This window comes from Rhodococcus sp. WS1 (assembly GCF_003797745.1).
Taxonomy (GTDB): Bacteria; Actinomycetota; Actinomycetes; order Mycobacteriales; family Mycobacteriaceae; genus Rhodococcus_F; species Rhodococcus_F erythropolis.
Genome location: NZ_RKLZ01000002.1, coordinates 1,718,438 through 1,745,407, shown reverse-complemented (window position 1 = coordinate 1,745,407; position 26,970 = coordinate 1,718,438). Strand labels below are relative to the sequence as shown.

Below are 26,970 nucleotides of genomic sequence, written 5' to 3'. Positions count from 1 at the left end.
GGAGCGGTCCCCATGTACTTGACTCAGTCTCTGCAACGATCAATGCAGCAACGCCCTGACCAGCCCATGACCGTGTGTGGGGACCGTATCCGCACCTGCGCCGAGGTCGGCGGGAGAGTAACCCGTCTTGCGGGCGCTTTCCGTGACCTCGGTGTGCAGGTAGGCGATCGCGTCGCGATACTGTCGCTCAACTCCGATCGCTATCACGAGTACTTTTTTGCCACCTGGTGGATGGGAGGCGCTGTCAATCCGCTCAACACCAGATGGAGCGCTGCCGAGATCGCTTTTGCGCTGGACGATTCCGATACACGAGTGCTGGTCGTCGACGACACCTTTCTGCCGCTACTCGACGAGGTACGGGTGTTGTTCCCACAGCTCGCCGTAGTGATACATGCCGGCGAACTGCCGACGCCGGCCGGCGCTCTCGACTACGAGAATCTGATCGCCTCGAGCGAACCCAAACCGGACCTGCGACTCGGCGGCGACCACTTGGCCGGAATCTTCTATACCGGCGGAACCAGCGGTCACCCCAAGGGGGTCATGCTCACCCACGCCAACCTCGTGACGTCGAGCCTCGGCGCAGTGGCCAGTAATCGAACGCCTGGTACCGACGGCCTGGCTCTGATCACCGCCCCGATGTTTCATCTTGCGTCGCTGGCAAATTGGATCGGCCGTAACACTGTCGGGGCGACGTTGGTGATTCAGCCAAGTTTCGAACCGGCCACCGCACTGCGCTTGATCGAGCAGCACAAAGTTACGTCGATGCTGTTGGTACCCACGATGATTCAAATGCTGATTCGTCATCCGGACCGGACGAACCGGGACCTGTCCAGCATCCTGGCCGTGCAGTACGGTGCTTCCCCGATCTCCGAAACCTTGCTTCGCCAAGCGCAACAGGCTTTTCCGCAGGCAGCCTTCATGCAGGGGTACGGCATGACCGAGGCCGGACCCGGACTCACCAGCCTGAGCGCAGAAGATCACGTCGACGCGACCCGCCTGAAATCTGCCGGTCGGCCGATGGGACACGTCGAGATTCAGGTGGTCGACGAGAACGGAAACGAGCTTCCTCGCGGTGAGGTCGGCGAAATCATCGCCCGCGGCGGCAACATCATGTGCGGCTACTGGAATCGGCCGGAAGAAACACGATCGGCATTGCGCGACGGTTGGCTGTACACCGGCGACGGAGGCTACATGGACGAAGCCGGGTATCTCTTCGTCGTGGATCGGCTCAAGGACATGATCATCTCGGGTGGTGAGAACGTCTATTCGACGGAGGTCGAAAACGCTCTGGCCACACATCCGGACGTGATCAGCTGTGCTGTGATCGGCGTACCCGACGATCAGTACGGCGAACGAGTCCACGCGGTCCTGGTCGTGCGTCCCGGGGTGTCTCTGACGTGCGAAGAAGTCCGCGCACACTCGAAGACGCTGATTGCCGGCTACAAGTCTCCGCGAAGTATCACCATCGTCGAGCAAATGCCCGTGTCCCCGGCTGGCAAGATACTCAAGAGAGAACTCCGCAGGCAGTTCTCCGACTTGGCAACCAGCACCATCACCTGACCACGCCACCGACCTCGAGGGCCCCATGACGATCGATACATCGGACGGCACACCTGCGGCCTCGCCGGACCGGCCGGCCGCGCCGAAAACGACCCCGAAGAAGACGCTGCGCCCACGCAACCGCAAGGCGCAGATCATCACCGTGGCTCGTGAACAGTTCGGCCGCTCGGGGTACCACAACGTCAGCATGGAAGGCATCGCGTCTGCGGTGGGGATTACCGCAGGCGCGCTGTACCGCCACTTCCCGAACAAGCAGGAACTCCTCGCGCAGGCAATGCTCGACGGCTCGTCTTCGATCCTCGCGATCCTCGACGAGGTCGATCGAACCGATTCCAAGGTGGTCTTCACGGCACTGGTTCGTTACGGACTCGACAACAACTTCCGTAGTCTTCTCTTCGATCAGGAGGCCCGTAACCTGACCCCTGAGCGCAGAACGGAGGCGCGTGCCGGAGTTCGGGAAGTCACGAGCCGGGTCGCAGCCGCCCTTCGACACGAGCGTCCCGACCTGTCGGTTCCCGATTCCGTCGTTCTGGGGTGGGCACTCACCAGTATCGCGTTCAGCCCCGCTCGACACCGCACGACGCTTCCTCGAAAGCGCTTCGAGGCTTTGTTGGCCAGGTTGTTCGATGTCGTTCGTACCGCTCCGGCCCTTCCCGAGGAGCCGGCGGCACAGCCGCAGCCGACTTCGAACTTCAGCCACACTTCGCGTCGCGAAAGTTTGATGGGCGCCGCAATCACGCTGTTCGATCAACGCGGCTACCGATCCGTGACAATGGACGACATCGGCAGCGCCGCCGGTGTTCCGAGTTCGAGCATCTACACCCATTTCGGAAGTAAAGCCGAAGTGCTGCAAGCAATTCTGGCCCGCGGGAACGAAACACTCCGGCTCGGCCTGGTCCAGGCTTTGAGGAACGCAGACTCACGGGAAGACGCGATTGCCCGCGTCGTACATTCGTACACCAATTCGGTGATCTCACCTGACAGCGCGATTGCCATTCTCATCGAAGAAACAGCGAACTTGCCCGAAGAAGCGCAGGCCTCGACGCAGATTGCACAACGCGAGTACATCGACGAGTGGGTACACCTGCTCGGTAACGAAACCGCGGATGCACGGGCGACGGTGTTGGCAACCATCAGCATGATCAACGACCTCACGCGCGTCCGACTCGAATCACGACAGTGCGCGATCGAGGATCTGGCGGTGAGGATTCTCGCCACCCAGACGGTCTGACTCGTCACTCCCCCGCGCTGAACCCTACGACTGGTGCTACCGTATCCAAGTACTTTCTTTTTACTAGCAACTAGCTTTACCGGGTAACGCTCGGATGAGCTACAACGGAAACGGAACCACCGATGTCACTCGACGCAGCCACCCCATTTACCGCACAGCAGCTCGACGCAGCCGGCCGTGAACTGCTCTTCACAGCAGCCCGCACGGCAAACTCCTTCTCCAACGAACCGGTCACCGACGACGAACTGACTGCGATCTGGGAGCTCGCGAAGTGGGCACCGACCGCGGCCAACACCAATCCACTGCGCGTGCTGTTCGTGCGTACGGAGGAGGGCAAAGCGCGCCTCGTCGAGCACATGTCCGACGGCAACAAGGCCAAGACCGCATCGGCGCCTGCTGTCGCGGTTCTTGCCGTCGACACCAAGTTCTACGAGCACATTCCGGCACTGTTCCCCATCCGTCCGGAGATGAAGGACTACTTCGAGTCCGACGACGCTGCCGCCACATCGAGCAGCAAGTTCAACGCCGCACTGCAGGCTGGTTACGTGATCCTCGCGATTCGGGCGCAGGGCCTGGTCGCCGGCCCGATGGCCGGCTTCGACGCCGACGGCATCGACGGCGAGTTCTTCGCGGACGGACGCTTCAAGACCACCCTGGTGGTCAACATCGGCCATCCCGGCGAGAACCCGTGGTTCGACCGTCTGCCGCGGCTGTCCAATGAGGATGCGCTCAGCTGGGCCTGAGGCCGACTCGTACGGTTCCCACAATGCGGGAGGGTTCTCCGGAGCCCTCCCGCATTGCTGTCTCGAGCGTTTGCTGTCTCCAGCACGTTTCAACTCCGCACGCAGTGGGTACATACCCGCGTCCCGCAAAATCTCACGTCCAGAACAACATCCGACACGCTGCAATCGGAATTAGTTGCAGTATCTCAGTTTTTGGACGACAGTCGAGGGAAACCCCTCGGCCTACGGAGGCTGCGGGGAAAGCCCTTGTGCGCCGGTCGGTGTCGAGGGAAGACGTTCGAGCGAGCAGAAGTCCGAAGAAAGTGGGTTCGGAAATATGGGCGCGCTATGGGATTTTGTCGTTGCACGACGACAGCAATTGATGACCGACTCGTACCTACATGTTTCAGCAGTTATCCAGTCCGTGATCATCGCGACGATTGCCGCCGTGATCATCGGCATTCTCGTCTACCGGAGCCCGGCGGGATCCTCCATCGCTACGGCGTTGGCCAGCACGATCCTGACGGTTCCTTCATTCGCCCTCCTCGGACTGCTCATTCCGATTCTCGGTCTCGGCGTCGCTCCTACGATCACCGCGTTGATCTTGTATGCCCTGCTCCCGATCATTCGGAACACGATCATCGGTCTGGATGCGGTCAACCCGGCGATCACGGACGCAGCCCGCGGTGTCGGAATGAATCGCATGCACGTTCTGAGTCGAATCGAGCTGCCGATTGCGTGGCCGTCGATCCTCACCGGCATGCGGGTCAGCACACAGATGCTCATGGGCATCCTCGCCATCGCGGCGTACGCCAAGGGTCCTGGTCTGGGAAACCTGATCTTCTCCGGACTCTCGCGTGTCGGTAGCCCGAACGCTGTTCCTCAAGCGCTGGTCGGCACCGTACTGATCGTCATTCTCGCTCTGATTCTCGACGGAATCTACGTCGTCATCGGTCGTCTCACTACTTCGAAGGGGCTGCAATGACTGAAACCATTCCGTCTGACGTATCTGCAGATCAGAAGGTATCCGGGGTCGAGATCGTTCTCGAATCCGTGACCAAGCGTTACCCGGGCCAGAAAGCTGCAGCGGTGGACAATGTTTCACTGACTGTTCCGGCCGGTGAGATCGTGGTCTTCGTCGGACCTTCGGGTTGCGGCAAGACGACGACGATGCGCATGATCAACCGTCTGATCGAACCCACCTCGGGCAAGATCACCATCGACGGCAAGGACGCGCTGTCCATCGACCCGGACAAGCTTCGCCGCGGCATCGGCTACTCGATCCAGCAGGCAGGATTGTTCCCGCACTTCACCATTGCGAAGAACGTCGCGACGGTGCCCGGCCTCATCGGTTGGGACAAGAAACGTATCGCAGCTCGCACCGACGAGATGCTCGACCTCGTCGGCCTCGATCCCGATACTTATCGCGACCGCTACCCTCGCCAGTTGTCCGGTGGCCAGCAACAGCGTGTGGGCGTGGCGCGGGCTCTGGCTGCAGATCCCCCTGTCTTGTTGATGGACGAGCCTTTCGGTGCCGTCGACCCGATCACCCGCGGCCTGCTGCAGGACGAACTGATGCGTCTGCAGTCGGAGTTGGGTAAGACCATCGTCTTCGTCACCCACGATTTCAACGAGGCAGTCAAACTCGGTGACCGTATTGCCGTGCTGGGCAATCAGTCCAGCATCATGCAGTACGACACTCCGGAAGCGATTCTCGCCAATCCCGCAAACGACATGGTCGCAGGATTTGTCGGGGCGGACGCCTCGCTCAAGCAGCTGACCCTGACACGCGTGCGCCAGATCAAACTCAAGCAGTGCCTCACCGCCCGCGAAACCGATTCGGTCGATGATTTGAGAACCGCACTCGCAGCGCGTAAGTGGAAGTGGGCCTTGATTCTCGATCAGCGTGGACGGCCGCTTCGCTGGGTCTCGCCCGGCCACCTCGCCCATGCGTCGACGCTTCGAGGTGTCGGTAACGAGATCGGCGAAGCCGTGTCCATCCAGTCCACCCTGCAGGATGCCTTGGAGGCTCTTCTCGCTGAAAGCAATGCGTCCACTGTGGTCACCGGACGGCGTGGCGAATATGTCGGTCTCATCACCATCGACACACTGGTCAGCCATCTCTCCGAGATGCGCGAGGAGCATGCGCACGACCACGACGAAGAGCCAGACACCGAGAACGTCGAGGGTTGAACATGACTGCCACGACAGAGGAGCGCGTCTCCGCGCCTGAGATGGAACCGGACGCCCCCGATCTGGGTGCGGCCGAGAACGCCGCCACGCGCCGTGCGGAACGGATGCGACTGTATGTGCAACCGGTCATCGTCCTGATCCTGGTTGCGGGCGTGTTGATCTGGGCATTCAGCCGAGATCTCAACGCGACGCAGAAGGCGAGCATCAATCTCGACAACATCGTCACACTGACCTGGCAGCACGTACTGATCACGGCCGCCGTGGTCATCATCGTCGTCGCCATCGCGGTTCCACTCGGAACCCTGCTGACCAGGCCGAAATTCACCCGATTGGCACCGTTCTTCGTGGGAATAGCCAACATCGGAGCCGCAGCGCCGGCCATCGGCCTGCTCGTGCTGTTCTATCTCGCAACAAGAACGACGGGCTTCTGGATCGGCGTGTTTCCCATCGCGTTCTATTCGCTGCTCCCGGTGCTGCGCAACACCATCCTCGGCTACCAGCAAGTGGACAAGACCTTGATCGATGCCGGGCGCGGGCAGGGAATGTCTTCGCTCACGGTCCTGCGTCAACTCGAATTCCCGATGGCCGTCCCGTACATCCTTGCAGGACTGCGCACTTCGCTCGTTCTGGCAGTCGGCACCGCGACGCTGTGCTTCCTGGTCAGTGCCGGCGGACTCGGCATTCTGATCGACACCGGATACAAGCTCCGCGACAACGTCACCCTCGTGGTCGGTGCCGTACTGGCGGTGTCGTTGGCCTTGCTGATCGACTGGCTCGGCGCGCTCGCCGAAACTTATCTCGGGCCCAAGGGATTACGATGACCAAGACTTCGATCACCAGAACGTGGGGCTGGAAAGTCGCGGTTGCCACGATCGGCCTCACACTTGTCGCTTCGTGTGGCCTCGAGTCCGGTGGCGCACTGCCCCTGGCTGTCGGCCCCGGCAGCATCGAGCCGGTTCCTGAGCTCGAGGGTGTGAAGATGACCGTCGGCTCCAAGGACTTCACCGAGCAGATCGTGCTCGGATACGTCATCGAATTCGCGATGGCCGCTGCGGGCGCAGATGTTCGAGATCTCACGAACATCCAGGGCTCGAACAGCACCCGTGACGCACAGTTGAACGGGCAGATCGACCTTGCGTACGAGTACACCGGGACCGGCTGGATCAACTACCTCGGCAACGAGACTCCGCTTCCCGATTCGCAGGCGCAGTTCGAGGCCGTCCGTGATGCGGACCTTGCTGCGAACGACATGGTGTGGACCGATCCGGCGCCGATGAACAATACGTATGCATTGGCGATGAGCAAGGAGACCGCTGAGAAGACCGGCGTCAAGACGGTTTCCGACTACGCGAAGTTGGTCGAATCCGATCCCGGCGCCGCGGTGACGTGCGTCGAGACCGAGTTCAACGTCCGCCAGGACGGATACCCCGGCCTGGCAGCGAAATACGGTTTCGACGCCTCGCGTGCCCAGCGCCAGATCCTGCAGACCGGCATCATCTACCAGGCGACAGCCGACAGCGATCAGTGCAAGTTCGGCGAGGTGTTCACCACCGACGGTCGCATCATCGCACTCGATCTCGTTCTGCTCGAAGACGATCTGCAGTTCTTCCCGAAATACAATCCGGCATTGGTCATGAAAAAGGACTTCGCGGAAGCGCATCCGGAGGTTGCCGAAGTCATGGCGCCGATCTCGGAGAAACTGACCAACGAGGTGATGACCGAGCTCAACCGGCAGGTCGACGTCGACGGCAAGGAGCCGGCGGACGTGGCTCGCGACTGGCTGGTCTCGGAAGGCTTTGTCACCGCTGAGTGATCGGCGGACCGCAGCACAGCCGAGTAGTTACCGCTTGCGTCCCACGCAGAACACCCGCCGGAACGGAAACAGCGTTCCGGCGGCTGTTGCGGGATACGCCTCCCGCAGCAGATCCGAATACTGGCGCTCGAACTCCGGAGCGTCGGCATCGCCGAGAACGTCCAGCACCGGCCGAAGTCCAGTCCCCCGAACCCATCCGAGCACCGGATCAGCACCGGCCAGCACGTGTACGTACGTCGTCTCCCAGGCGTCGACGTCGAATCCGTGCTCCTGCAGACGCTGCGCGTACGCAACCGGACTGTCGACGCCTTCCGGGCCGCGTAGGACGCCGCCCAGTCGCTCGCCCCATTCCGCGGACTCCGCGAGGCTTCGCATGAGCGCATGTGACGGTGCATCGAAGTTTCCCGGAACCTGCCACGCCAGCCACGACCCAGATACCAGGGTGTCCGCCCACTGGTCGATCAGCTCGCGGTGGCTCGGAACCCACTGCAATGCAGCGTTACTGACGACCACGTCGTAACCCGTGGCATCGAAGGACATGATGTCCCCCAACTCGACGGTGACGTTTCCCGGTAGGCCTGTCGGGGCCTGCGCCACCATTTCGGGAGACGAATCGAAACCGGATACCGAGGCGTCCGGCCATCGTTCCCCCAGCATCGCGGTCAAGCTACCTGATCCGCAGCCGAGGTCGGCTACCCGCGTCGGGTCTTCGGTCGCCACCCGTGACACCAGGTCCACGAACGGGCGTGACCGCTCACCCGAATAGCGGCCGTAGACTTCGGGATTCCACGTGACAGTGCGCATGAACCCATCCTGCACCCTGTTCCTGAAAATTGCCGCCCTCTAGATCACCGACGCGGCACCACGGTGGACAGTACGTTCGGCAACCTCGACCAGTCCGCGGTGATGTAACTTGCGTGATCACCCGCCAACCGGTCGAGACGCTCGCTCGCCTCGGCTTCGGTGGCATGCGCACCGTCGATCTGTGGAGCGACCTTGTGCGCGTCGGTCATGACGAGCAGGTAGCCACGATCGTGGTACCACTGCGGATCCACAACGCCCGAGGTGTAATCGAGGGCGTCGCCGTCGAAGATCACGAACCACGCGCGGATGCCCGGGTCGGCGTAACGGTCGATTCGTGGGTCTCCCGGTGACGCCCGGTGAACAGCGGGAAAGGCGGCGCCGAGTTGGACGAGTCCGGCAGCGGACAGATCTCGCAAGTGCGTCGCGTACTGCCGGTCGGTCCACTCCGTGTCGAGCGGGTTTCCCTCCTCGATCGTTCCCGGAATCAGCTCGAACAGAAATTTGCCGCTCATCTCGGACATGGTCGGCCATCCACGGTCGGTGACGGCGGCATCCGGGGTCGAGTAGGACTCACCCATCAGATCGGATGGAGTGAAGACCGCGTCGCCGAGAGTCCCGAGGATCAAGGCGTCGAGATCGGCAGGTCCGCGTCCGTAGCCGGTGGTGAAACCGTCCTTGAGTTCCAACTTGATCATCACCGGAGGATGCTCGGGGTCGGCTTCGTGCCACGCCCGCATATCTGCCAGGCATCCGCGCAGTCCCTGATCTCGCTGACCACTTCGCAACCCGGATGCGTCCCGCGCGCCGACGCAGTTGCTGTCGCTCGCCACCGGATTCATGTGCGAGACACGCCAGTCCGGACCACCGCCGTTGGTCCACAGATCCAATTCGAGCAGCGAGGCCCCGGAGTCCAAAGCGTCGGCGAAATACGGAAATGTCGCCTTCTCGTAGGAGTTGTGGACGCCGACGGACGTGGTCTCGGAGAACGAGCGAGCTCGGTCCGCAGTCGCCTCGGCACCGGCAGTGGGAGCCGAGACGACCGAGACGACCGCCGCGAATGCACTCACACCGGCTACCAGAATTCCACGCATGTTCGACACTCTCGCAGAAATCACGCCGCTGCAGGACGGAATCGGAAGAGACAACTGGACAATCGTCCTAGACGGCATCGAGGGTGAGGCGCGGTCTCAGGCGGTGAGTGAAGGAAATTATCAGGCAAATAGCATCATGGCTGGAACTGATCCGAGTCGGAGCACTCGGCCCACACCCGCAGAAGGAATCGCATGCAGCTGACTCAATTCGTTCACCGATCCCTGCGAGCATCACCCGATGCGGTGATGACGATCTTCGACGGCCGGCTGCGCACGTGCCGGGAATCGGTGGACCGGATGAGCAGACTCGCCGGAGGGTTTCAGACTTTGGGCCTGCGCACCGGTGACAGAGTCGCAATCTTGGCATCGAACTCCGACTACTACCACGAGGCGCTCCTGGCCTGCTGGTGGTTCGGAGCAGTGGCCAGTCCGGTCAATTCTCGCTGGAGCACGGCGGAAATCACGTACGCCCTGGAAGATTCAGGATCGACGGTATTGCTCGTGGACGAGAACTTTGCTTCCGTCGGATCTACCCTTCGCGAGGCGTGTCCAGGCCTGACCACTGTCGTCTACTGCGGCAGCGGCCCGGTTCGCGACGGAATGCTCGACTATGAACGGGTGATCGCGGAGGCGACTCCGGTCGACGATCTGCGCGTCGGCGGCGACACGCTGGCACTACTCCTCTACACCGGCGGGACCACCGGAGTGCCGAAGGGCGTGATGATCAGTCATCAAGCGCTGATGACCTCGGCGCTTGGTACTCTCGCGGCAGGCAGCGTGGCTGTCAGCAACGGAACGAACCTCGCGATCAACCCTCTGTTTCACATCGCCGGGATAGTCGGATGGTTGGCTCAGTCGCTGATGGGTGGCACCCAGGTGTTCATGCCGAACTTCAGCCCACGCACGTTCCTCGAGGCCGTTGATCGCCATCGCCCGACAACTGTGGGTCTGGTGCCGACGATGCTTCAGATGTTGGTCGACTACGAAGACTCGACCACCTATGACTTGTCCAGCGTCAGGATCCTGAGATACGGCGCCTCGCCCATTTCGCCGACGCTTCTCGAACGAGTCATGCAGATGTTCCCCAACAGCTCGTTTGTGCAGGGCTACGGGATGACTGAAACCGCGCACATCAGCATGCTGAGCCCGGCTGATCACCTCGAAGGTGGTGACCTCCTCCGCAGCGCCGGTCGAGTACTGCCGCACTGCGAGGTGAAAATCGTCGACCCGACCGGCGCGGAACTCCCACCCGGCGAGGTGGGCGAAATCGTCACGTTCGGCAGCCACGTCATGCTCGGATACTGGAACAAACCGAAAGAGACCGCAGAAGTGCTCCGCGACGGGTGGATGCATACCGGCGACGCCGGATACCTGGACGCCCGCGGTTACCTGTTCATCGTCGATCGCATCAAGGACATGATCGTCACCGGTGGCGAGAACGTCTACTCCACCGAGGTCGAAAACGCTCTGGCACAACATGAATCCGTCGCGTCCTGTGCCGTGATCGGCCTGCCCGATACCCAGTGGGGCGAGCGTGTCCATGCCGTAGTCGTCCTTCGGCATGGTTTCGACGCCGACGCCGACGAACTGCGCGCTCACGTGAAAACGCTGATCGCCGGTTACAAATCTCCGCGTACCTTCCAATTCGTCGATGCATTGCCACTGTCGGCAGCAGGCAAGATACTGAAGCGCGATCTTCGTTGCAACGCAACGTAATCCTCTACGACAGTCAGGATTACAGCTGCAATGTCGGTTCTGGATCAGTGATCAAGCGGTGCAGTGACGGCGATGCAGCTACGGCCTCTCCCAGTTGCGTAGCGCTCGCGATTTCGTCGCCGAACTCCGATCGCCAGGCATGCAGTCGTCGGGTGAGTTGTTGCAAGCGGTATTCGCGGGTCATGCCGATCGCACCGTGTGCCTGGTGGGCGGCGCGCACGCTCGCGAGCGCATTTTGTGAAACCACCAATTTGGTTGCGCTCACTTCGAAGTCGGCATCGCCTCTGGTGAGTGCATGTGCAGTGCGATCGACAGCCAGCGTGGACATCGATGCCATCTGAGCGAGAGTGACGATATGCTGCTGGACGGCTTGGAACTGCGCGATGGGCCTACCGAACTGCACCCGCTCCGACACGTAGCGACGGGTCAACGTCGACACCGACTCCATGGCTCCTGCCATCTGTACCGAGCGCAAGAACGCGCCGAGCCTGTTGAGAATCCGCGGGTCGACAAAGTTGTCGCCATCGACAATCCGCGCTTCTGCGAACGTCAGGCTCTGACGCGGTTGCCCGGCAAGATCCGTCCCTCCACCGATCTCGGCGTCGGAGATGTTCAGGAGTACAACGCGATCACCGAGAACTGCTGCCAGCACTGATGCGGCGCTACCCCACGGCACATCGTGAAAGGTGCCCGACAGGAAACCGTCGTTGGTGCGACGCACATCGTCGCGCTGCGATCCCGGCGCGACGGTTGCGATTCCGGAGGGCACCGGTAGCCCGGCCGCTGCTGCCAGCCTGCCCGCGAGGTACGTCTCGGCGAGCGGCAACGGCGCAGCGTGCCTCGCCGCCGCGCGCTGGACAGTCACGGCGTCGAGGAGCGAGCCACCGGAACCACCAACGGATTCGGGAAGACCGACCAGCGGCAACCCCAGTTCGACTGCCGCGCTCCATAATCCGGTGGACAGACCGTCGATCTCCGCCTGCGCTACCACCTCGGTGCCGGACTTCTCGGCGAAAAATTGTTCTACCATCGATTCGAGGTCGGCGTCGAATGTGTACGCGTTGATCTCTGACCCCGAATTCATCGGTTCAATCCTTTCACGATCACGGTGCGGAGAATTTCGTTGGTTCCACCGCGAATCGACCACGACGGCGCCACCAGCACGGCCCGGGCGAGCAGCGACTCGTACGGATCGTCGGAGGCAAGGTCTGGAGCCCGGCCGAGGTGCCGCGCGACGGTCGCAACACAGTCCTGTTCGAAGCGTGTTGCCATCTCCTTGATCAGCGCGGCCTCCGTGACCGGCGAGCGACCGGAGTCGACCATCCGTGCAATGGACAGCGACATCCCACGAAAAGCCCAGCAGCGCGCCGTAATCGAGCCCAGATCGGCGAGGGCAGAGGGACCGCCCTGCGCCGCCTGGTTGGCTGCCCAGTTCTCGAGGACCGGCATCAGCGACATCCAGCGGTCGACGCCACCTCGCTCGAGTGCGAGTTCACCGGTGTTTTGTCCCCAGCCCGCTCCGACGTCTCCGAGGCGACGCGAGTCCGGCACGAAAACGTCCTGGAACGACACCTCGCAGAAGTCCTCGCTTCCGTCGATGAACGGAATGGGTGAGACGGTCAGGCCCTCGCTGTCGCGATCGACGATCAGCTGAGTGAGTCCGTTGTGCTTGTCTGCCGAGGTTCGCAGCAGGGCGAGTATGTGTGTGGCGTGGAAGGCGCCGGTGGTCCAGATCTTGGTGCCGTTGACTTTCCAGCCACCATCGACACGTTCGGCGCGAGTGCGTACCGATGCCAGGTCCGAACCCGAGTCGGGCTCACTCATCCCGATCGAGAACGAGAACTCACCGCTCGCGATACCGGGAAGGAAGTACCGCTTCTGTTCTTCCGTGCCGTTGGCGGCGATGCTCGGACCCGACTGTCTGTCTCCGATCCAGTGATAGCCGACCGGCGCTCCCCGCGCGAGAAGTTCTTCGACGACGACCAATCGATCCACTGCTGACCGTCCGCCCCCGCCGTATTCCTTCGGCAGTGACATTCCGAGCCACCCACGGCTACCGAGATCTCGCGAGAACGCCGGATCCACAGCCCCGGACATCCCGAGTCCGAGGGGGTAGCTGCCGGGGGTTAGCCGCTTGTCGAGGTACTCCCGCACTTCGGCCTGAAGCGCGAGTTCCTCGATCGTCAGTTCTGTTGCGTCGAAACGCATGGACGTACTGCGTACCACCATCGTGACTTTCTCCTTCGCGGCAGCGGACAGGCTTCAGGGTACCGAGCCGAGGAACGAATGCATGAACCGAACCGCCTATAGCAGCGACGACCCGATGCACCGTTCACGAACACGGAATCCCGCTCAGGAGCTGACGAACGACTCGACCATCCGTCGCTCGGCGGCCCTGTCTGCAAGAGGCCACGCCAACAGCATCAACACGATCCGAACCACCCACTGCGACTGTTGACCTTCGGGATCCAATCCGGCAAGTTCGAGTGCAGTACGCGGCAGCAACGGAGAAGACACGAGATACTCGTCGATACCGTTGGCCCGCGCCGCCGCAAGTCCGTGACTCATGGCGGCGTCGGCTCTGATCGCGTCGACGGCGACGAGGATCGACTCCACGATCCGCTGGTCGCCACGCAGTGATTCGACGGCAGCCGCAACCTGGCTCGCCACGGACGCCGCACCTCGCGACAACAGCCCCTCACGGATCGCGGACTTGCCACCCACGTAGCGGTAGAGCGTCGCCCGCGAACAGCCTGCGCGGGAAGCGACGTCGTCGGCATTGAACCGATCGAATCCCTGTTCTCGAATCAGCTCTGCTGCAGCCGCGAAGATGCGCTCGGTTGCGAGTTCACGGCGGTTACCGCCGGCCAACCAGTCGGCGGCGCGGCGCTCGTTTGCACCGGTCACTCTCCGTCACCTCGTCTCACTCTGAGACAGATTCAATCAGAAATCTCAAGGCTATGGAAGGCCGCGAGCCTCTGACCTGGGAGAAGTACGAGGGGGGGTTGAAGTGCGTGAGATTTTCTCAAAATGCCAGTTCAGAGGCATTTTCCACCTGTTGACTTCTCCTCGACGGCCGTGAAATCTTCCATTCGTGACACCACCGACGCTGGACATCAACCCCTTTCTCCCGTCGAATATCGACGACCCTTACCCGCTCTACGACGTACTCCGGCGCGAGCACCCCGTGTATCGAATACCCGATACCGACTTCTATCTGGTGTCGACGTGGGAACTTGTCACCGAAGCCGTTTCCCGTACCGAGGACTTCTCCTCCAACCTCACCGGCGTACTGGTTCGAACATCGGACGGATCTGCCGTGACGTTCGACATAAACGGCGGCGGGCAAGCCGTTCATGTCCTCGCGACCGCCGACGAGCCCGACCATCAGCACCAGCGCAAACTTGTGCTGCCGACACTGGTCGCCAAACGCATACGAGCACTCGAGCCGACGATGCGCGAGTACACGCAGCAGTTGTGGGACAACGGCTTCGACGGTCGCCACATCGACTGGGTCACGTCGATAGCGGACACCCTCCCACTGCAGATGGTTGCCGCACTGATCGGCTTGCCGACAGCCGACGTCCCCCAATTGCTGGCGTGGTCTTACGACAGCACCGAACTTCTCAGCGGCATCGTGACGGCGGAACGGTTTACGGACGTCGTCACCTCGGCGGCCGAACTCACCGGGTACCTCTACAGCAAGTTTCGTGAGGCGCGGACAAACCCGATCGACGATCTACTCGGAGACCTCGTCCGTTGCTGTGACGCAGGCGAACTCAGCGAAGACGTGGCCGTTCTGATGCTGGTGCAACTCGTCGGTGCAGGCGGCGAATCGACCGCCGGACTGATCGCCAACTCTGCTCGGCTACTCGCCGAGCGCCCCGAGATACAGACGCAGCTGCGCGAGGACCCTCTACTCGTGACCGCATTCCTGGAGGAGACGCTCAGACTCGAGTCGCCTTTTCGCGGACACCACCGACATGTCAATGCGGACACAAACCTCGGCGGAGTGGCGCTACCCGCCGGCAGTCATCTCATACTGCTGTGGGGCTCGGCGAACCGCGACCCGGAGTCGTTCGCCGAGCCACACGCGATGAACCTCGACCGGGCCAATCTCCGAGCGCATTTCGCCTTCGGCAAGGGAGCACATTTCTGTGTCGGGGCCGCGCTGGCCAGGCTGGAAGCAAAGACCGCCATCGCCGTACTTCTCGAAAACAGTTCGCATGTCACAGTCGATTCCGAATTCCCGCCACGTTGGGTCCCCAGCATGTTCGTACGCCGCCATCAGAGTTTGCGTCTCGCTGTCACCGGATAGTTTCACTCAGTTGTCGAAATTGTGGGCTATCCAATCGATTGTCTGCATTCCGAACAGGTCTGTCCCCCAACTGTATGGATCCGCGACTGCGCGATCCATACTGCAGTCGGTGGGCTGATAGCTCACGTCCGTCCCTCGGCTTCTGTACGTGTCCGCCAGTTCTCGCGCATCAGCTGCCGGTACAAGTGACATCGGGGAGTCGTCCTTTGCACACGAAGTTATCAATACCTTCGACGCCGGAGCACCGTGACCCAATACGTTGTCGTCGTACGCACGCTGGAAGCTGGGTTCTGTGATCGGATCGATTCCCGGCTCGAAAAGGCTTGCCAACGGCACGAACGGAAGCGTGAAGTACGCCGGCATCTGGCACTCACCCCGGTACACGTCGGCAATCGCTCGGCCCACGGGATTGAGCTTGTCGTTCAACTTCATCTCGGGATACCTCGGTTCGAGACCGAGGAGCGTCGCAAATCCGAAGCCTGCGCCGACCGAGGAATCTGTTGTCTCCATGAATGTTCGGGGCTTGATCACCATGCCCTCGAGGACTGTCGAGACGATGTCGAGTTCCGGCGCGTAGGACTGCGCAGATTCTGCGGCGAATGCCGAACCGACTCCACCACCAGCGATTCCGAACAACGCAATCTCCGCCTCCGGATTCAGCTCGGAATCCTGCAGGTGAAATGCTGCGCGCACTGCATCCAACTGGGCGTGCCCGGCGAACTTACCCGCGAAGACACCGTGGGGATCACGGTCTCCGTTGTTCCCGACGTCGGAAATCACTACGGCATAACCTTTTCCGAACATCAGCGCCAGCGGACCCAAGGCCGACCAGGAGGCGCCGTCCAGCGGATCGCCGCCGGTCCAGTGTGAACTCGGATGACAGTAGCCGCCGACGCTGTCGTTGGCCTCCTGATAGCTGATGATCTTCTTCTCCGACGCCGGCGTTCCGTCGATCGGGATCATCATGATTCCAGTGCTCACTACCGGCGTCGAACCGTCGATTCCGGTTGTGACATACATGATCTTGTAGGCGTCGAGCTGTCCCGGTTTGTATCCGGTGAACAGTACATCCACCTTCTTCGACTTCAGGAGATCACCGGGACGCTCGGCGCCGGTCAACACCGGCTCGTCGTAAAACGGATCAGCGGCGGTGAGAGCAGTGAAGATCTCCTCTTCGGATGCGAACTCCCCTGAACTGAGAGCACCGACGGTGAACCCGTTGAATACCTCTCCCAGAGTTGGGGTGTCGGTCCGAAACTCCTCGGATACAGGAGTTTGCACGTCTTTCGGGACATCATTGTCCGGCACCTCAGCCCCCGCAGTTGCAGGCAGAACCAGCGCAACGGTCAGCGCTACCAACGGCGCAAACCTTCGGTACGTGGCCGCCGACATCACTGAACCGTCACTTTCAAACTGGAGAGGGCCGATTCGAGAGTTTGTGGGAGGGTCATCATCGGGCGGTGGCTCTCCAATTGAATTTCGTAGGGAACACTCAATGTGGCTGCGAGCCGTGGCCAATCTTCTTCGACCATCGCTCGGTACTTCGGCAATAGCTGTGAGGTGATGTAGTCCCACCGGTCCTCGTACACCGACCAGTTCCAATCCGGCAGTGGCATCGTCACGTTCGCGGTGCGTCCGTCAGCAAGTGTCGTCGTGAACTCGAGGGGCCGGAACGAGCGAGGCGGGACCACGCCGGCGACCGAGGGCGAGCCGGCAACGGTCGATGCGTAGGTGATCGCTTCTCCCACATCACCTTTGTAGGCGCGCACGGTATCCCACTGGTCGCGGATGATCACCCCTTGCTCACGTTGGAGCAGCGCAACGTTCCCCAGTGCGATCCGATTCGAATCACTGGACGCGACATCACGCCAGGCGTCCATGACATCCTTGCCGAATAGTCCGGCACTCTGCATTTCCTCCAGTGCGGGAAGCCCTTCATCCACGTACGCCTGATGCATCGGCATCAGATCCGAGAAGATGTTCTTCTGCATCACCAGGATCATCCCCAGCGCATAATCCAAGTCGTCCGCCGTGACGTTCCTGCCCACCACCGCGAGTGCGCGCAGCCCTGCCGGCAATTGGTTCAGCGCTTGCACGCCAACCTGATCCGTGACCTGAGAAACTATCGAATTGGCAACCTGCTGGAGATTCGGAAACGAGTACACGTCCGCCATCAGTTCGAAGTCGATCAGTCCCCCGCCGAAATCCGCGCCTACCTGTCCGCCCATGCCCGCCCACTGCAATTCCGGGTGACCGAGTTGCAGATCCTCGTAGTAGCGGTACGACTTCACCAGGTTCGTGCGATTAGCCGACACTCCGGCGCGCGGATTCCACGATGAGAGATCGATTCCGGCGGCTTCCGTGGCAGCGACCAATCGATACTGAAACAGCAAGGCAGCATAGGATTCCGGACTGCGACCACTGGCGCGGGCTTCTTCCACAAGGGCTTGCAAGGTGCCGAGATCAGTCGGCAACGCGGGATGGACACCGCCCGGACCGTGTTCGGCATTGCGATTCACAAGGGGCAAATTCACATACTCGTGCAGTTCGGACGCCGACGCCGATATCTGGACCGACAGCAACGCGGACATCGCCAGCGCACATGCCGCCGTGGCTGCCAATACGTCTCGCGCCCAACGACGTCGCCGAACTACTGCCCCCAGGTTTAACCGCATATCGGTCCTCGTACTCAGGTCGGCAATCGCCCCGATCGATCACCGACACCAAACTTACTTTGCAGTAAGATAGCTCGAGACCTGAAGAAATACCAATTCCGTACGAGCACTCTTGGCACTTCTACACGTCGTTGCCACCTGCAGTTGCTTATCCCGTTCCCGAATCGCCGAAACCTCACCAGCGGGCGACCGGCCGGTTACCTGTTGCCCGACACGATCAGAGCATGCGGATCCACGCCTGTGCCCCCGGGTCCGCAGACTCGGGGGCACAGACGAGATATCGAGTGATCAGCCGCTACCCGAAGTCAGGCATGTTCTGCCCGCTGTCCTTGTAGAACTTCCACGTGCCGTCCTGCGGCGACTCCATGATGCGGTAGACCTCGGTTGCCCCGACAATCCACAACTGGCCGTCGTACCAGTGCAGAGTGGAACCCGATTCGACACGGCCACTTGCGAGTTCGTTGCCGTCGGCGTCGACCACTGCAACCTTGTTACCACCCGCAGTCCAGCCGCCGGTGAGGCCGCCACTCTCGACTGTGTCCGTCAGAACCGGCTTCGGATCCGCCGAGGGAGTGGTCTCCGGCGACGTGGTTTCCGGGGTGGTCGGTGCCGGAGTCGTCGTGCTCGGTGCCGTCGTGGTCGTGGCCTCGGTTGTACTGGTCGGCTCGGTGGACGTTGTCGGATCGACGGTCTCGCTCGTGGACGGAGCTTGGGTAGTGGTCGTCTCCAACGCATCCGGCTCGTTCGGCACCATCGCTTCGGCCTGCATCCTGCTCAGAGGGTTCGCCCCGTTCGGGGCCGGGGTAGTCGGATCCCAGGTGGAGACGTTCTCCCACGCCTGGTTCTCCAAGCGCCACGGATTGCCTGAACACGTCGTGTCCTGGGCACCATTGTGATAGAAAGCCGACCGCAGAGATCCACTCGAGACCTGACGATTCACCGGGAGAATTGATAGGTCTGTATCACTGACAACTTGAACGACGATGTTGTAGGTTCCCAGTCCACCTGTTCCGTAGTCAAAGTTTCTTGAAGTGTTCGTCTGGTACCACGGTCCACCCTTGACAGAAGTTCCCTGAACGACGGACACCTTGTAGCTGGTTCCTGGCCCCGCCGAAGGCCAAGACATCGTCGCATCCCGAAAGCCAGCCCATCCGTTATTGCTGCACGAAATGTTGCCAACAGGCAGCGGCGTCGGATAGAAGTTACCCGTCGCCACCTGTGCGCCAGTCGAATTGACCGCATCAGTCGAATTGGCCAACGTCCCGGTGGCCTGAGCCAGGCCGAAAGCCATTGCAGCAGCGCCGCCGATGGCGATCAACGACCGCAGCGACTTCATGCGGGTGCTAGCCCGACGCATTTCAATCATTATGAGCCTCCTGAAGCTCCCCGCAGGTTTCGTCAGCATCGACGCGGGCGTCATTTGTAGTGGCGGCGCAGGCATTCTCCAGACGCCGGTCTTTAGTTCGTCCAAATGCGATGACCAGCACCGCGCCTACCAATCCGCCACCGAGGAAAGTTGCGAGCGGACTGGAAAGCCAAGCAACGACATAGCCGAGCCCACCGACACTGGTGAACACGCGGTCCGCCTCGGTGATGGTGTACGGCAGCCGATCAGCCACATTGTTGGCATCGCCCTTGAGCGTGGCGAGCACGGTGTCCGCTCCTGCCGATTCGAGTGCGACCACACGGTGGGTGATACGCACGCCTTGGTCGTTGTCGACGCTGATCACGTCGCCGACAGCGAGTTCAGTTGCAGGCACGGCCTTCGCCAGGGCCAGCGCACCGGTGGAGATTGCAGGTTCCATCGAACCCGAGCGGAACACCAGTGGTTTGATCCCGAATATCAGGGACGCGAGAGTGGCGATTATGCAGATGAGCCCGGCGACCGCAGCCACATTCAGGGCAATTTCCTTGCCGCGACTGCGTCCCACGGTCACCTCCTCATCGGTGCTGTCCATCGCGATGATCACTGCCCCGTTGCGGTGAAGTTGAAGCCCAGATCGGCGATCTTGAACTGCTCCGTCTGACCTGCGGTCGAATCGACGGTCACCTTGATACACACCTGCTCCGAAACACCGGCAGCGAGTGATCTGCCGGAGACGAGTGTCGGGTTGCCGGAGAACGCTTGCTGCGTCCCGATGATCGGTCCTGAACAGGTACTGCCGTCGTTGGCGCCGCTCTGATGTAGAGAAACCTTGAGCTTCCCGATCAGCGCGGACGAGCCGGTGGCCGTTGCCGATACTGCCCACTGGAAGTTGGCCGTTCCGGTGTTCTGAACCGTCAATGCCCCGGCCTCACTCTGGCCTGGCAGCATGCTGTTGCGCTTGAGTTCGGTGAATTGGTGTGCGGGCCGCTGGTTGTCGACTTTCAGCTGGACCGACGAAGTGCTGAACATGCCGGTGGTCGCGGTAGCGCTGTCGGACCACGCCGCCATCGTGCCGACCGCTCCGAGGCCCAGGACCATGCCGAGAGAGAGCACGGCCCGGGTACGTATCCAACCGGTCTCGCCCAGACGGCTTCGCATCCGCGCCCCGAGACGCGCGCCGCCGCCCGATTTCTGTTCTGTAGACATTCTGCTGTCCTATTTCGATTCGGAGTTTGGTGCCGATGGATCGGCGGGCAATACCGGCGCGCCGAGTTCAGGGCCGGAAAGAGTCGGGTCGGTGCCACTTTCGTCGTCATCGGCCTTGCCCCGCTTGTCGCGGATGCCACTGACGACCATCCACACGGCATATACAGCCAGGCCCGCAGCCACTCCCGTGGTGAGAATCGAACGCGATTGCCCGTTGATCACCGAGTTCACCCGGCCCAGATACGGCACCGAGTAGATGACCCGACCACGGATCTGCTCGGGCACCAGCGACCACGAGTCGGCGACGGGGTTGTTGTCGCCGCGAGTGTGGATGCGACGCTCCCCTTCCCCGGTGTAGTAGATGCCCTCGATGCGGTGGGTGACCACCGCTGGATCGCCGGAGACGGGCTGGAACGTAATCACGTCCCCGGTGGTCAGATCCTCGTTGGGAGTCGGCTTGACCACTATGAGCGTGCCAGGGGGCATGGTGGGTTCCATCGAGCCGGTGAGAACCGTGTACGCGGTGGAGCCGGTGAGTCGAGGGATAACGACCATCACCGCGAGAACGCCGATCATCAACAGCAACAGCACCCACGAGACGATGGTGCGAGTCCACCACCAGAGGGTGGTCTTCTCTCCTGAGTCTTGTTCGGGATCATGTTGCCGCTCAGATGTTTCCACGTGTGCGCTGTGCCGGGGTCGATACTCGGCACGTTCGCCCGCGCGCCGGCTTCTCGCGGTGACGGTCATGACTGGCTCACTGAGCTTGCGTCGAAGGTGAACGTCGCGTTGGACTGTTGGCTCGCTGCCGCGCCCTGGCCCAGCGTGGCCCGCAGGCACAACACCTGCATCTGCCCGGCCGGAACCAGCTGCTCCGAAAAGGCCGCACCGTCCATGGCACCGTTGTAGAGCTCAGTGCCCACGTCACCAGTGGCGGTGCAGGCCGCCTCGTTGGCTACCTTGGCCACGCGCAGGCTCAGCGGCGGTGGGGTGGCGCCGTTGAGTACAACATCGGAAAGCACGTAGTTCATCTGCACATTGCCGGAGTTGATCACCGGCAAGGGCATCTGAATGCTGTCGCCCGGGCCCTTGTTGTCCAACTTGAACCCATCGAGGTTGAACTGCTTGACCCCTTCACCGCCGGCAGAGATATCGAGCATGCCTGCCTGAATAGTGCCGCCGGTCGATTCTGCGGTATCGCGCCACAGCGCGCCGGTCTGCTGCACCGAGACGAACCCGATGAGCAGAACCGACGACGCTGCGATCGCCCATTTGTATTGGGTCTTCACGTGACCTTCTTCTGGTCTCGAATTACGGGGTGAGCGTCTGCTCGAGGGTGACCGAGGCTCCGGACAGCGTGGCGGCCTCGCCCGCACCGTCCGTGTCGGTGGTGGCTGGCTTGAACGTGATCGTGGTGGTGATATCCCGCGTGCCGGTGCCCGCGGTGACGCTCGCGTTCTGGCCACCGGCAGTCGCGACCTCCAGCTTGCTCGCGAGAGCCCCGGAAATACCGCCGACGGTCGGTGTGAGCGTGGCCTTGAGGTTGGTGCCGACGAGGTTGTAGTTGTACGTCGCGGTGTAGGTGAGGACGTCACCGGGGACGATTTTGTCGGTGGTCGGGTTGAATGCACTCCCGCCGAGCTTCCACACACCGGAGCCCGCCGCTTCGCTGATCGTCATCGAGCCCGCGCCTACTGTCTGGCTTCCGCCAGTGCCGGTCGATGCATTCCACGCGGCCATGGTGCCCGCACCGCCTGCGAGCAGAACAGCAGCCGCACCTGCGGCGATCGCACCCTTTGTGGTCTTGTTCATCTGGTATTCCTCCTGTGCAGTTCGCGGCGGGACATCCGACGCGCTTGGTTGAGCCCGGGCCGTGCGGATGTGCACTCCGGTGAAACAGCCCCAGGAAGGGGCATGGGAAATGAAGCCGCCGAATTGAATTCGGTGACCGAGAATGCCGGCGATGCGCGGAGATGGTCGAGATCGCCCCGCGCATCGCGAGTTCTAAGTGGCCGGTTGGGCCGGAGTGGTTATCCGCCGAGGCTTCCGAAGAGGTCCAAGCTTCCGAGCGAACCGGTGCTACTGCCGAGCGAACCGCTGCTGCTGCCACCCGGATCGGTAGTTTTCGCCGTGACCTTGACCGTGACTCCCGCGGAGGCGGGGCTGGTCCCACCCGCATTTGTCGCAGTGGCGGTGATCGGATGACTGCCGGGTGTGGTGATAGTCAGGTTGCAGCTGAAGTCCCCACTCGCATCCGCGGTGGCGGTGCAGGTGGCACCCCCTCCGGTGACAGTGACGGTGCTGTTCGGCTCTGCCTTGCCGGAGACCTTGACGGGTGTACCCGCCTCTACCTCGGCGGCGCCCAGAGACAAGTCGGTCGGAGCACTGGGGGCGACCACAGCAGGCTCGCCCTCCACCAGGACCAGACCCCAGCCGGGGTTGATCTCGTATCCCTGCAGGACTTCGCTGGCCGGGATACCAATCATGAAACCGACCATCACGTTGACGTTCTGCGCGAGAGGCGTCTTCACCAACTCGATCCGAGTCGCGGAATTCGCATCCGGTCCGATCACGAATTGCTGGCCGACCTGGCTGCCGATTTTGCCCCGTACTGTCGCGGTGCCGCCGCCCGAGACGGACCAGCCCTCGCTGAAGAGTGTGAGCGTGGCGGGAAGGTCGCAGACATTGCGGACGTCGAAGGCCATCTGCGTGCCCTCATCTCCGGGGATCGGGATGTAGTCGGTTCCATTAGGCCCGAAGGCTGGCGGCTTGACCCAGGGTCCACCGTTCTGGGACATCTCCAGGCACTGGTCAGTGATGTCGTCGCCCGGGGCAGCCACGGCGCTACCGGGAGCAAGCAGCGCACCCGAGGTCGCGAGGAGCAATGCAGCCGGCAGCGCCGCCAACACAGCAGTGGCGCGCCGGGGGAGACGGGATTCGCGTCCGTCCCCGACCGGGAAAAATCGAGGCATGTGAAGACTCATTTCGTCTGTCCCGTTGCCGGGCATTGGGGTGATAAGACGACAGATCCAGGTACATCCGCCATCGGTGCCGAACATGTTGCAGAAGGCTTGCGAGCCGAACCGTGACGCTGTGCATGCCCTCGCTCATACATAGCTACTGCTCCGCTTCGGATCAATTTTTATCACACGTATCAGCTTTTGTGGCGGTTTTACTGGTCAAACGTTCAGGAGGAATTCGAACACTCCATGCGGGTGAATTATGCGCGCTGACCAGTACTGTTAGAAACAGTTAGCTGCGCTTCGTAACTTGTTCCCGAAAAACCCTTTGGCGCCGAACGGGCGATTCGTTCCACTCGATATGAGAACACGTTCTACATACTCTTGGTATGTCCGAGGATATTCACGAACGAACTCGTCGAGAACAGCGACCCTCGAGCAAACAGAAGGATCGAACCGTTTCGAGCACGTGCTGCATTTCGTTCACGAATGCCACGGACACGGGCATCATCGATCGCCGCGCCTCGCCGGATCAGACGGCCATGACAAACCCTCGCACGCTCCGAAACCAGCACTCCACCAATAACTTTGTCCGACCATCGAATAGCGACTGCCCCCTGGTGCGTCCAAAGCTGTGGGCCGGGAAGCAAATTCGCTACCCGGCCCACGTGCGTCTACAGTTGCGAAGCCGGTAAGGAGTTGACTACCGGCACCCAATCCCAAGGTAAAACTACGAGCACCTACACCTCGAAGACGGTCTCACCGCCGACAACCGTGCGCAGGACCGACAGTTCGTTCAATTCCTGAGAAGCGCTCCGCAACGGATCTCCGTCGAGCACAACAAAATCCGCCAAAAGTCCCACCGCTATCCGACCTTTGTCCGATGACTCACCGGTGAGACGGGCGGCAGCGCTTGTGTAACCGGCCAACGCATCGGACGCGGAAACCCGTTGCTCTGCACCCAGAACATGACCTTCTCGCGTCACACGGTGTACGGCTGTGTTCATCGTGAAGAGCGGGTTCACGGGAGTGACAGGGCAGTCGCAATGCAGCGCGTAGGCAAGCCCCGCCGCCACGACCGACGCCACGGGGCTGATCCGCTCGCCACGACCCGGTCCGAGGAACCGATCACGGTGCCGGTCGCCCCAGTAGTAGACGTGGTTCACGAAGATCGACGCCACCACCCCGAGTTCGACCATCCGCACGATCTGATCTTCCCGCAACGTCTGAACGTGCTCGAGTCGATGCGAAACTTCGACGTCCGGGTGTGCCGTCCGTGCCGCTGCAATTGCGTCCAGTGCAAAATCGATGGCTTGATCACCGTTGGTATGGATCGCAACCTGCCGGCCGGCAGCGTGATGTTCCGCGACGAGCACCCCGAGTGCACCTGCCGGGATTGCCATTCCGCCGCAGTGGCATCCGCCCAGATCGTGGTACGGCTCGGTCAGCGCAGCGGTGTGCAACTGAATCGACCCGTCCGAAATGAGTTTGACGCCGCCCACACGAACTCGATCTGTCGAATCGGCGAGTTCGCCCAATTGATCGTGCACCCCGTGGCCGAGATAGAGGCGCGCACGCAGACGCAGGTCACCATCAGCGTCCAGTTGTCGGTACGCCTCGTACATCTCGGCTGTGACGTACATGTCGTGAAAACTTGTCACGCCCACCGAAGCCATGACTTCCTGCGCCCGCAGCATCGCGATCTTGGACGCATCCGGATTCATATCCGGAACAAGTCCGTGTACCAGAGACATTGCCGGAACCTCGCACAGTTCACCGGTGGGTACACCGGCGCTGTCCCGAACGATGACACCACCCTCCGGATCGACCGTGGTGGCATCGATCCCGGCCTTCTCCAGTGCGACCGAGTTGACATAGATCCCGTGAGCAGACAAGTGCCGCACCAGAATCGGATGCTCGGTGGATGCCTTGTCCAGATCAGCTGCGGTCAGACCTCGATCCTCCGCCACGAGGCTGTCGTCGAAGCCCCACGCTTCTATGGGCTCGCCAACTGGTGTGATCGCGGCCCGCGCGGCCAACGCCGTGATCAACTGCTCGATGGTCGGGCACGCACTCGTCGTTGCGTCGACCCCACTGAGCATCAAACCCCACATCATCGGATGAAGGTGCGTCTCGATGAACCCCGGAACAACAACTGCTCCGGCAAGATCGACAACGGAGGTTTCGGAATCGGTCAGCGCCGAGATCTCGGCATCAGTTCCGAGGGCGACGAATCTGCCGTCCTTGACTGCCACAGCGGTCGCGTTATCGCCGACCGCACCGTCCATGGTCCTGATCTCGCCGTTGATGTAGATGTGGTCAGCCACCGGTGTCATACGCTTGTCTCCATTCGTTTTCCGACTACAGTCGTCGAGGACTTCTTCGCAGGTATCCGCGTCGCCACAACCACTCCGGCCAAAATCATTCCGGCACCTGCAAGTTGGACGAGAGTTGGGGTCTGCGCAAGCATCACCGCGCCGAACAGCAGTGCCGACGCCGATTGCAACACCAGGCTGGCGGCGACTGCACTGGCAGGCAGACGCTGACTGGCGCTGGCCACCAGAAGCCACCCGATCACCTGAGATACCAACGCGAGCAGCACAAGCCAGCCTTGAGCTACGAGCGAAGGGGTCAGATCCAAAGTTCCACTCACGAGGCCGTATGCACCTGCAGTGAGGGCAGTGGCTCCCGTCGAGACGAACATCGGCAGAGCCGTTCTACCCGCCGCCCGAGTAGCCAGACCCATCAGGAAGATGTAGACCGCGTAGGCGCCTGCGGCGATCACGGCAAACGACACTCCGACAGCAGGATTCGACCCCGTGAGCGTTGTGCTCGTCCCGGCTACCAGAGCAACTCCGACGAAGAGCAACGGAAGGCTGGCGACCAGTTCCCGGCCGATCCGTTGGCGCAGAACAACGTAGCCGAGGATTGCGACGAACAGCACTTGCAAATTCAGGATCACAGTCGAAAGACCTGCCCCGATCGAATGAATCGACTCGTGCCAGAGCACCAGATCGATTCCGAGGAACGCGCCGGCAAGCAAAGACTTCACGATCCAGGGCGCCGAGATCGAAGGCCGGGATGACCGACGACGCTGAACGAGCACGAGTATGCCGAGAGGGATGAGCGCATAGAGACACCGAAAGAAGGCACCCGTCGACGGAGACACTCCTGAGAGTTCATAGAGCACCGAGGTCAACCCGAGGATGCATGCACCGGTGACGACTACACGCAGGTCACGACGGCGTAGTTGATCGCCGGACGGCACGCGTGGCGATACTTCATCACTCATGGTGATAATGTATCACCAACGCA

The 26,970-nt window shown here is 61.6% G+C and carries 25 protein-coding genes; 9 read left to right on the top strand and 16 right to left on the bottom strand.

Going from position 1 to position 26,970, the window contains the following annotated elements:
- Positions 1–12: 12 nt before the first annotated feature.
- From EEB12_RS20805 to EEB12_RS20775, 7 genes are all read left to right on the top strand, one after another.
- Entirely contained in the window at positions 13–1,560 is a 1,548-nt protein-coding gene (locus tag EEB12_RS20805) for an acyl-CoA synthetase (protein ID WP_141488424.1), read from the top strand.
- Positions 1,561–1,585: 25 nt separating this feature from the next.
- Complete coding sequence (locus tag EEB12_RS20800) at positions 1,586–2,791, top strand: TetR/AcrR family transcriptional regulator (protein WP_141488423.1); 1,206 nt, start codon at positions 1,586–1,588, stop codon at positions 2,789–2,791.
- 122 nt (positions 2,792–2,913) lie between these two features.
- Complete coding sequence (locus EEB12_RS20795; protein WP_020908996.1) at positions 2,914–3,534, top strand: malonic semialdehyde reductase; 621 nt, start codon at positions 2,914–2,916, stop codon at positions 3,532–3,534.
- Between the two features lie 316 nt (positions 3,535–3,850).
- On the top strand, positions 3,851–4,498 hold the full coding sequence (locus EEB12_RS20790; RefSeq protein ID WP_019745160.1) for an ABC transporter permease: 648 nt from the start codon (positions 3,851–3,853) through the stop codon (positions 4,496–4,498).
- The gene (locus tag EEB12_RS20785; RefSeq protein WP_020908997.1) at positions 4,495–5,706 is read left to right on the top strand and encodes an ATP-binding cassette domain-containing protein; all 1,212 of its coding nucleotides are present in this window, start codon (positions 4,495–4,497) and stop codon (positions 5,704–5,706) included. Before EEB12_RS20790 ends, EEB12_RS20785 begins: the two co-directional genes overlap by 4 nt.
- Before the next feature lie 2 nt (positions 5,707–5,708).
- Positions 5,709–6,527 carry an ABC transporter permease gene (locus EEB12_RS20780; RefSeq protein WP_003939758.1) on the top strand — a complete coding sequence of 273 codons (819 nt, stop codon included), beginning with the start codon at positions 5,709–5,711 and terminating at the stop codon, positions 6,525–6,527.
- Positions 6,524–7,519, top strand: coding sequence for a glycine betaine ABC transporter substrate-binding protein (locus EEB12_RS20775; protein WP_019745161.1), 996 nt, complete (start codon positions 6,524–6,526; stop codon positions 7,517–7,519). Before EEB12_RS20780 ends, EEB12_RS20775 begins: the two co-directional genes overlap by 4 nt.
- Positions 7,520–7,546: 27 nt before the next feature.
- Here the strand turns inward: EEB12_RS20775 and EEB12_RS20770 are convergent, their stop codons facing one another.
- Both EEB12_RS20770 and EEB12_RS20765 read right to left on the bottom strand, forming a co-directional pair.
- Entirely contained in the window at positions 7,547–8,323 is a 777-nt protein-coding gene (locus tag EEB12_RS20770) for a trans-aconitate 2-methyltransferase (protein ID WP_141488422.1), read from the bottom strand.
- Positions 8,324–8,367: 44 nt separating this feature from the next.
- Positions 8,368–9,414 carry a phosphatidylinositol-specific phospholipase C domain-containing protein gene (locus EEB12_RS20765; protein WP_181447523.1) on the bottom strand — a complete coding sequence of 349 codons (1,047 nt, stop codon included), beginning with the start codon at positions 9,412–9,414 and terminating at the stop codon, positions 8,368–8,370.
- A 192-nt stretch (positions 9,415–9,606) separates the two neighbouring features.
- On the opposite strand from EEB12_RS20765, the gene EEB12_RS20760 reads away from it, so the two are divergent.
- Positions 9,607–11,130, top strand: a complete 1,524-nt coding sequence (locus EEB12_RS20760; RefSeq protein WP_069145652.1) for an acyl-CoA synthetase — start codon at positions 9,607–9,609, stop codon at positions 11,128–11,130.
- A gap of 19 nt (positions 11,131–11,149) precedes the next feature.
- Here the strand turns inward: EEB12_RS20760 and EEB12_RS20755 are convergent, their stop codons facing one another.
- From EEB12_RS20755 to EEB12_RS20745, 3 genes are all read right to left on the bottom strand, one after another.
- Positions 11,150–12,214, bottom strand: a complete 1,065-nt coding sequence (locus tag EEB12_RS20755; RefSeq protein WP_141488420.1) for an acyl-CoA dehydrogenase — start codon at positions 12,212–12,214, stop codon at positions 11,150–11,152.
- Complete coding sequence (locus EEB12_RS20750; RefSeq protein ID WP_225989617.1) at positions 12,211–13,359, bottom strand: acyl-CoA dehydrogenase family protein; 1,149 nt, start codon at positions 13,357–13,359, stop codon at positions 12,211–12,213. The genes EEB12_RS20755 and EEB12_RS20750 overlap by 4 nt, the downstream gene beginning before the upstream one ends.
- Before the next feature lie 123 nt (positions 13,360–13,482).
- On the bottom strand, positions 13,483–14,037 hold the full coding sequence (locus EEB12_RS20745; RefSeq protein ID WP_141488419.1) for a TetR/AcrR family transcriptional regulator: 555 nt from the start codon (positions 14,035–14,037) through the stop codon (positions 13,483–13,485).
- Positions 14,038–14,224: 187 nt separating this feature from the next.
- Here EEB12_RS20745 and EEB12_RS20740 point away from each other — a divergent pair, with 187 nt between their 5' ends.
- Entirely contained in the window at positions 14,225–15,448 is a 1,224-nt protein-coding gene (locus EEB12_RS20740) for a cytochrome P450 (RefSeq protein ID WP_141488418.1), read from the top strand.
- Between the two features lie 6 nt (positions 15,449–15,454).
- On the opposite strand, the gene EEB12_RS20735 is transcribed toward EEB12_RS20740, so the two are convergent.
- From EEB12_RS20735 to EEB12_RS20685, 11 genes are all read right to left on the bottom strand, one after another.
- Positions 15,455–16,840, bottom strand: coding sequence for a lipase family protein (locus tag EEB12_RS20735; RefSeq protein WP_410055712.1), 1,386 nt, complete (start codon positions 16,838–16,840; stop codon positions 15,455–15,457).
- Complete coding sequence (locus tag EEB12_RS20730) at positions 16,840–18,123, bottom strand: hypothetical protein (protein WP_141488416.1); 1,284 nt, start codon at positions 18,121–18,123, stop codon at positions 16,840–16,842. The genes EEB12_RS20735 and EEB12_RS20730 overlap by 1 nt, the downstream gene beginning before the upstream one ends.
- A 295-nt stretch (positions 18,124–18,418) precedes the next feature.
- Positions 18,419–19,480, bottom strand: coding sequence for a hypothetical protein (locus tag EEB12_RS20725; protein ID WP_258537168.1), 1,062 nt, complete (start codon positions 19,478–19,480; stop codon positions 18,419–18,421).
- 1 nt (position 19,481) lies between these two features.
- Positions 19,482–20,081: a signal peptidase I gene (locus EEB12_RS20720; protein WP_181447535.1), complete on the bottom strand. Its 600-nt coding sequence runs from the start codon at positions 20,079–20,081 to the stop codon at positions 19,482–19,484.
- An 8-nt stretch (positions 20,082–20,089) separates the two neighbouring features.
- On the bottom strand, positions 20,090–20,695 hold the full coding sequence (locus tag EEB12_RS20715; RefSeq protein ID WP_021345457.1) for a SipW-dependent-type signal peptide-containing protein: 606 nt from the start codon (positions 20,693–20,695) through the stop codon (positions 20,090–20,092).
- 9 nt (positions 20,696–20,704) lie between these two features.
- On the bottom strand, positions 20,705–21,376 hold the full coding sequence (locus tag EEB12_RS20710) for a signal peptidase I (protein WP_223257981.1): 672 nt from the start codon (positions 21,374–21,376) through the stop codon (positions 20,705–20,707).
- A 65-nt stretch (positions 21,377–21,441) separates the two neighbouring features.
- Positions 21,442–21,984, bottom strand: a complete 543-nt coding sequence (locus tag EEB12_RS20705; RefSeq protein ID WP_019745195.1) for a hypothetical protein — start codon at positions 21,982–21,984, stop codon at positions 21,442–21,444.
- Between the two features lie 22 nt (positions 21,985–22,006).
- The gene (locus EEB12_RS20700) at positions 22,007–22,507 is read right to left on the bottom strand and encodes an alternate-type signal peptide domain-containing protein (RefSeq protein ID WP_141488414.1); all 501 of its coding nucleotides are present in this window, start codon (positions 22,505–22,507) and stop codon (positions 22,007–22,009) included.
- 218 nt (positions 22,508–22,725) lie between these two features.
- Positions 22,726–23,667 (bottom strand): Ig-like domain-containing protein, encoded by a 942-nt coding sequence (locus tag EEB12_RS20695; RefSeq protein WP_037133753.1) that lies wholly within the window; start codon positions 23,665–23,667, stop codon positions 22,726–22,728.
- A 728-nt stretch (positions 23,668–24,395) separates the two neighbouring features.
- The gene (locus tag EEB12_RS20690) at positions 24,396–25,991 is read right to left on the bottom strand and encodes an amidohydrolase (protein ID WP_020970705.1); all 1,596 of its coding nucleotides are present in this window, start codon (positions 25,989–25,991) and stop codon (positions 24,396–24,398) included.
- Positions 25,988–26,947, bottom strand: coding sequence for a DMT family transporter (locus EEB12_RS20685; protein WP_134999057.1), 960 nt, complete (start codon positions 26,945–26,947; stop codon positions 25,988–25,990). The genes EEB12_RS20690 and EEB12_RS20685 overlap by 4 nt, the downstream gene beginning before the upstream one ends.
- Between the last annotated feature and the right edge of the window lie 23 nt (positions 26,948–26,970).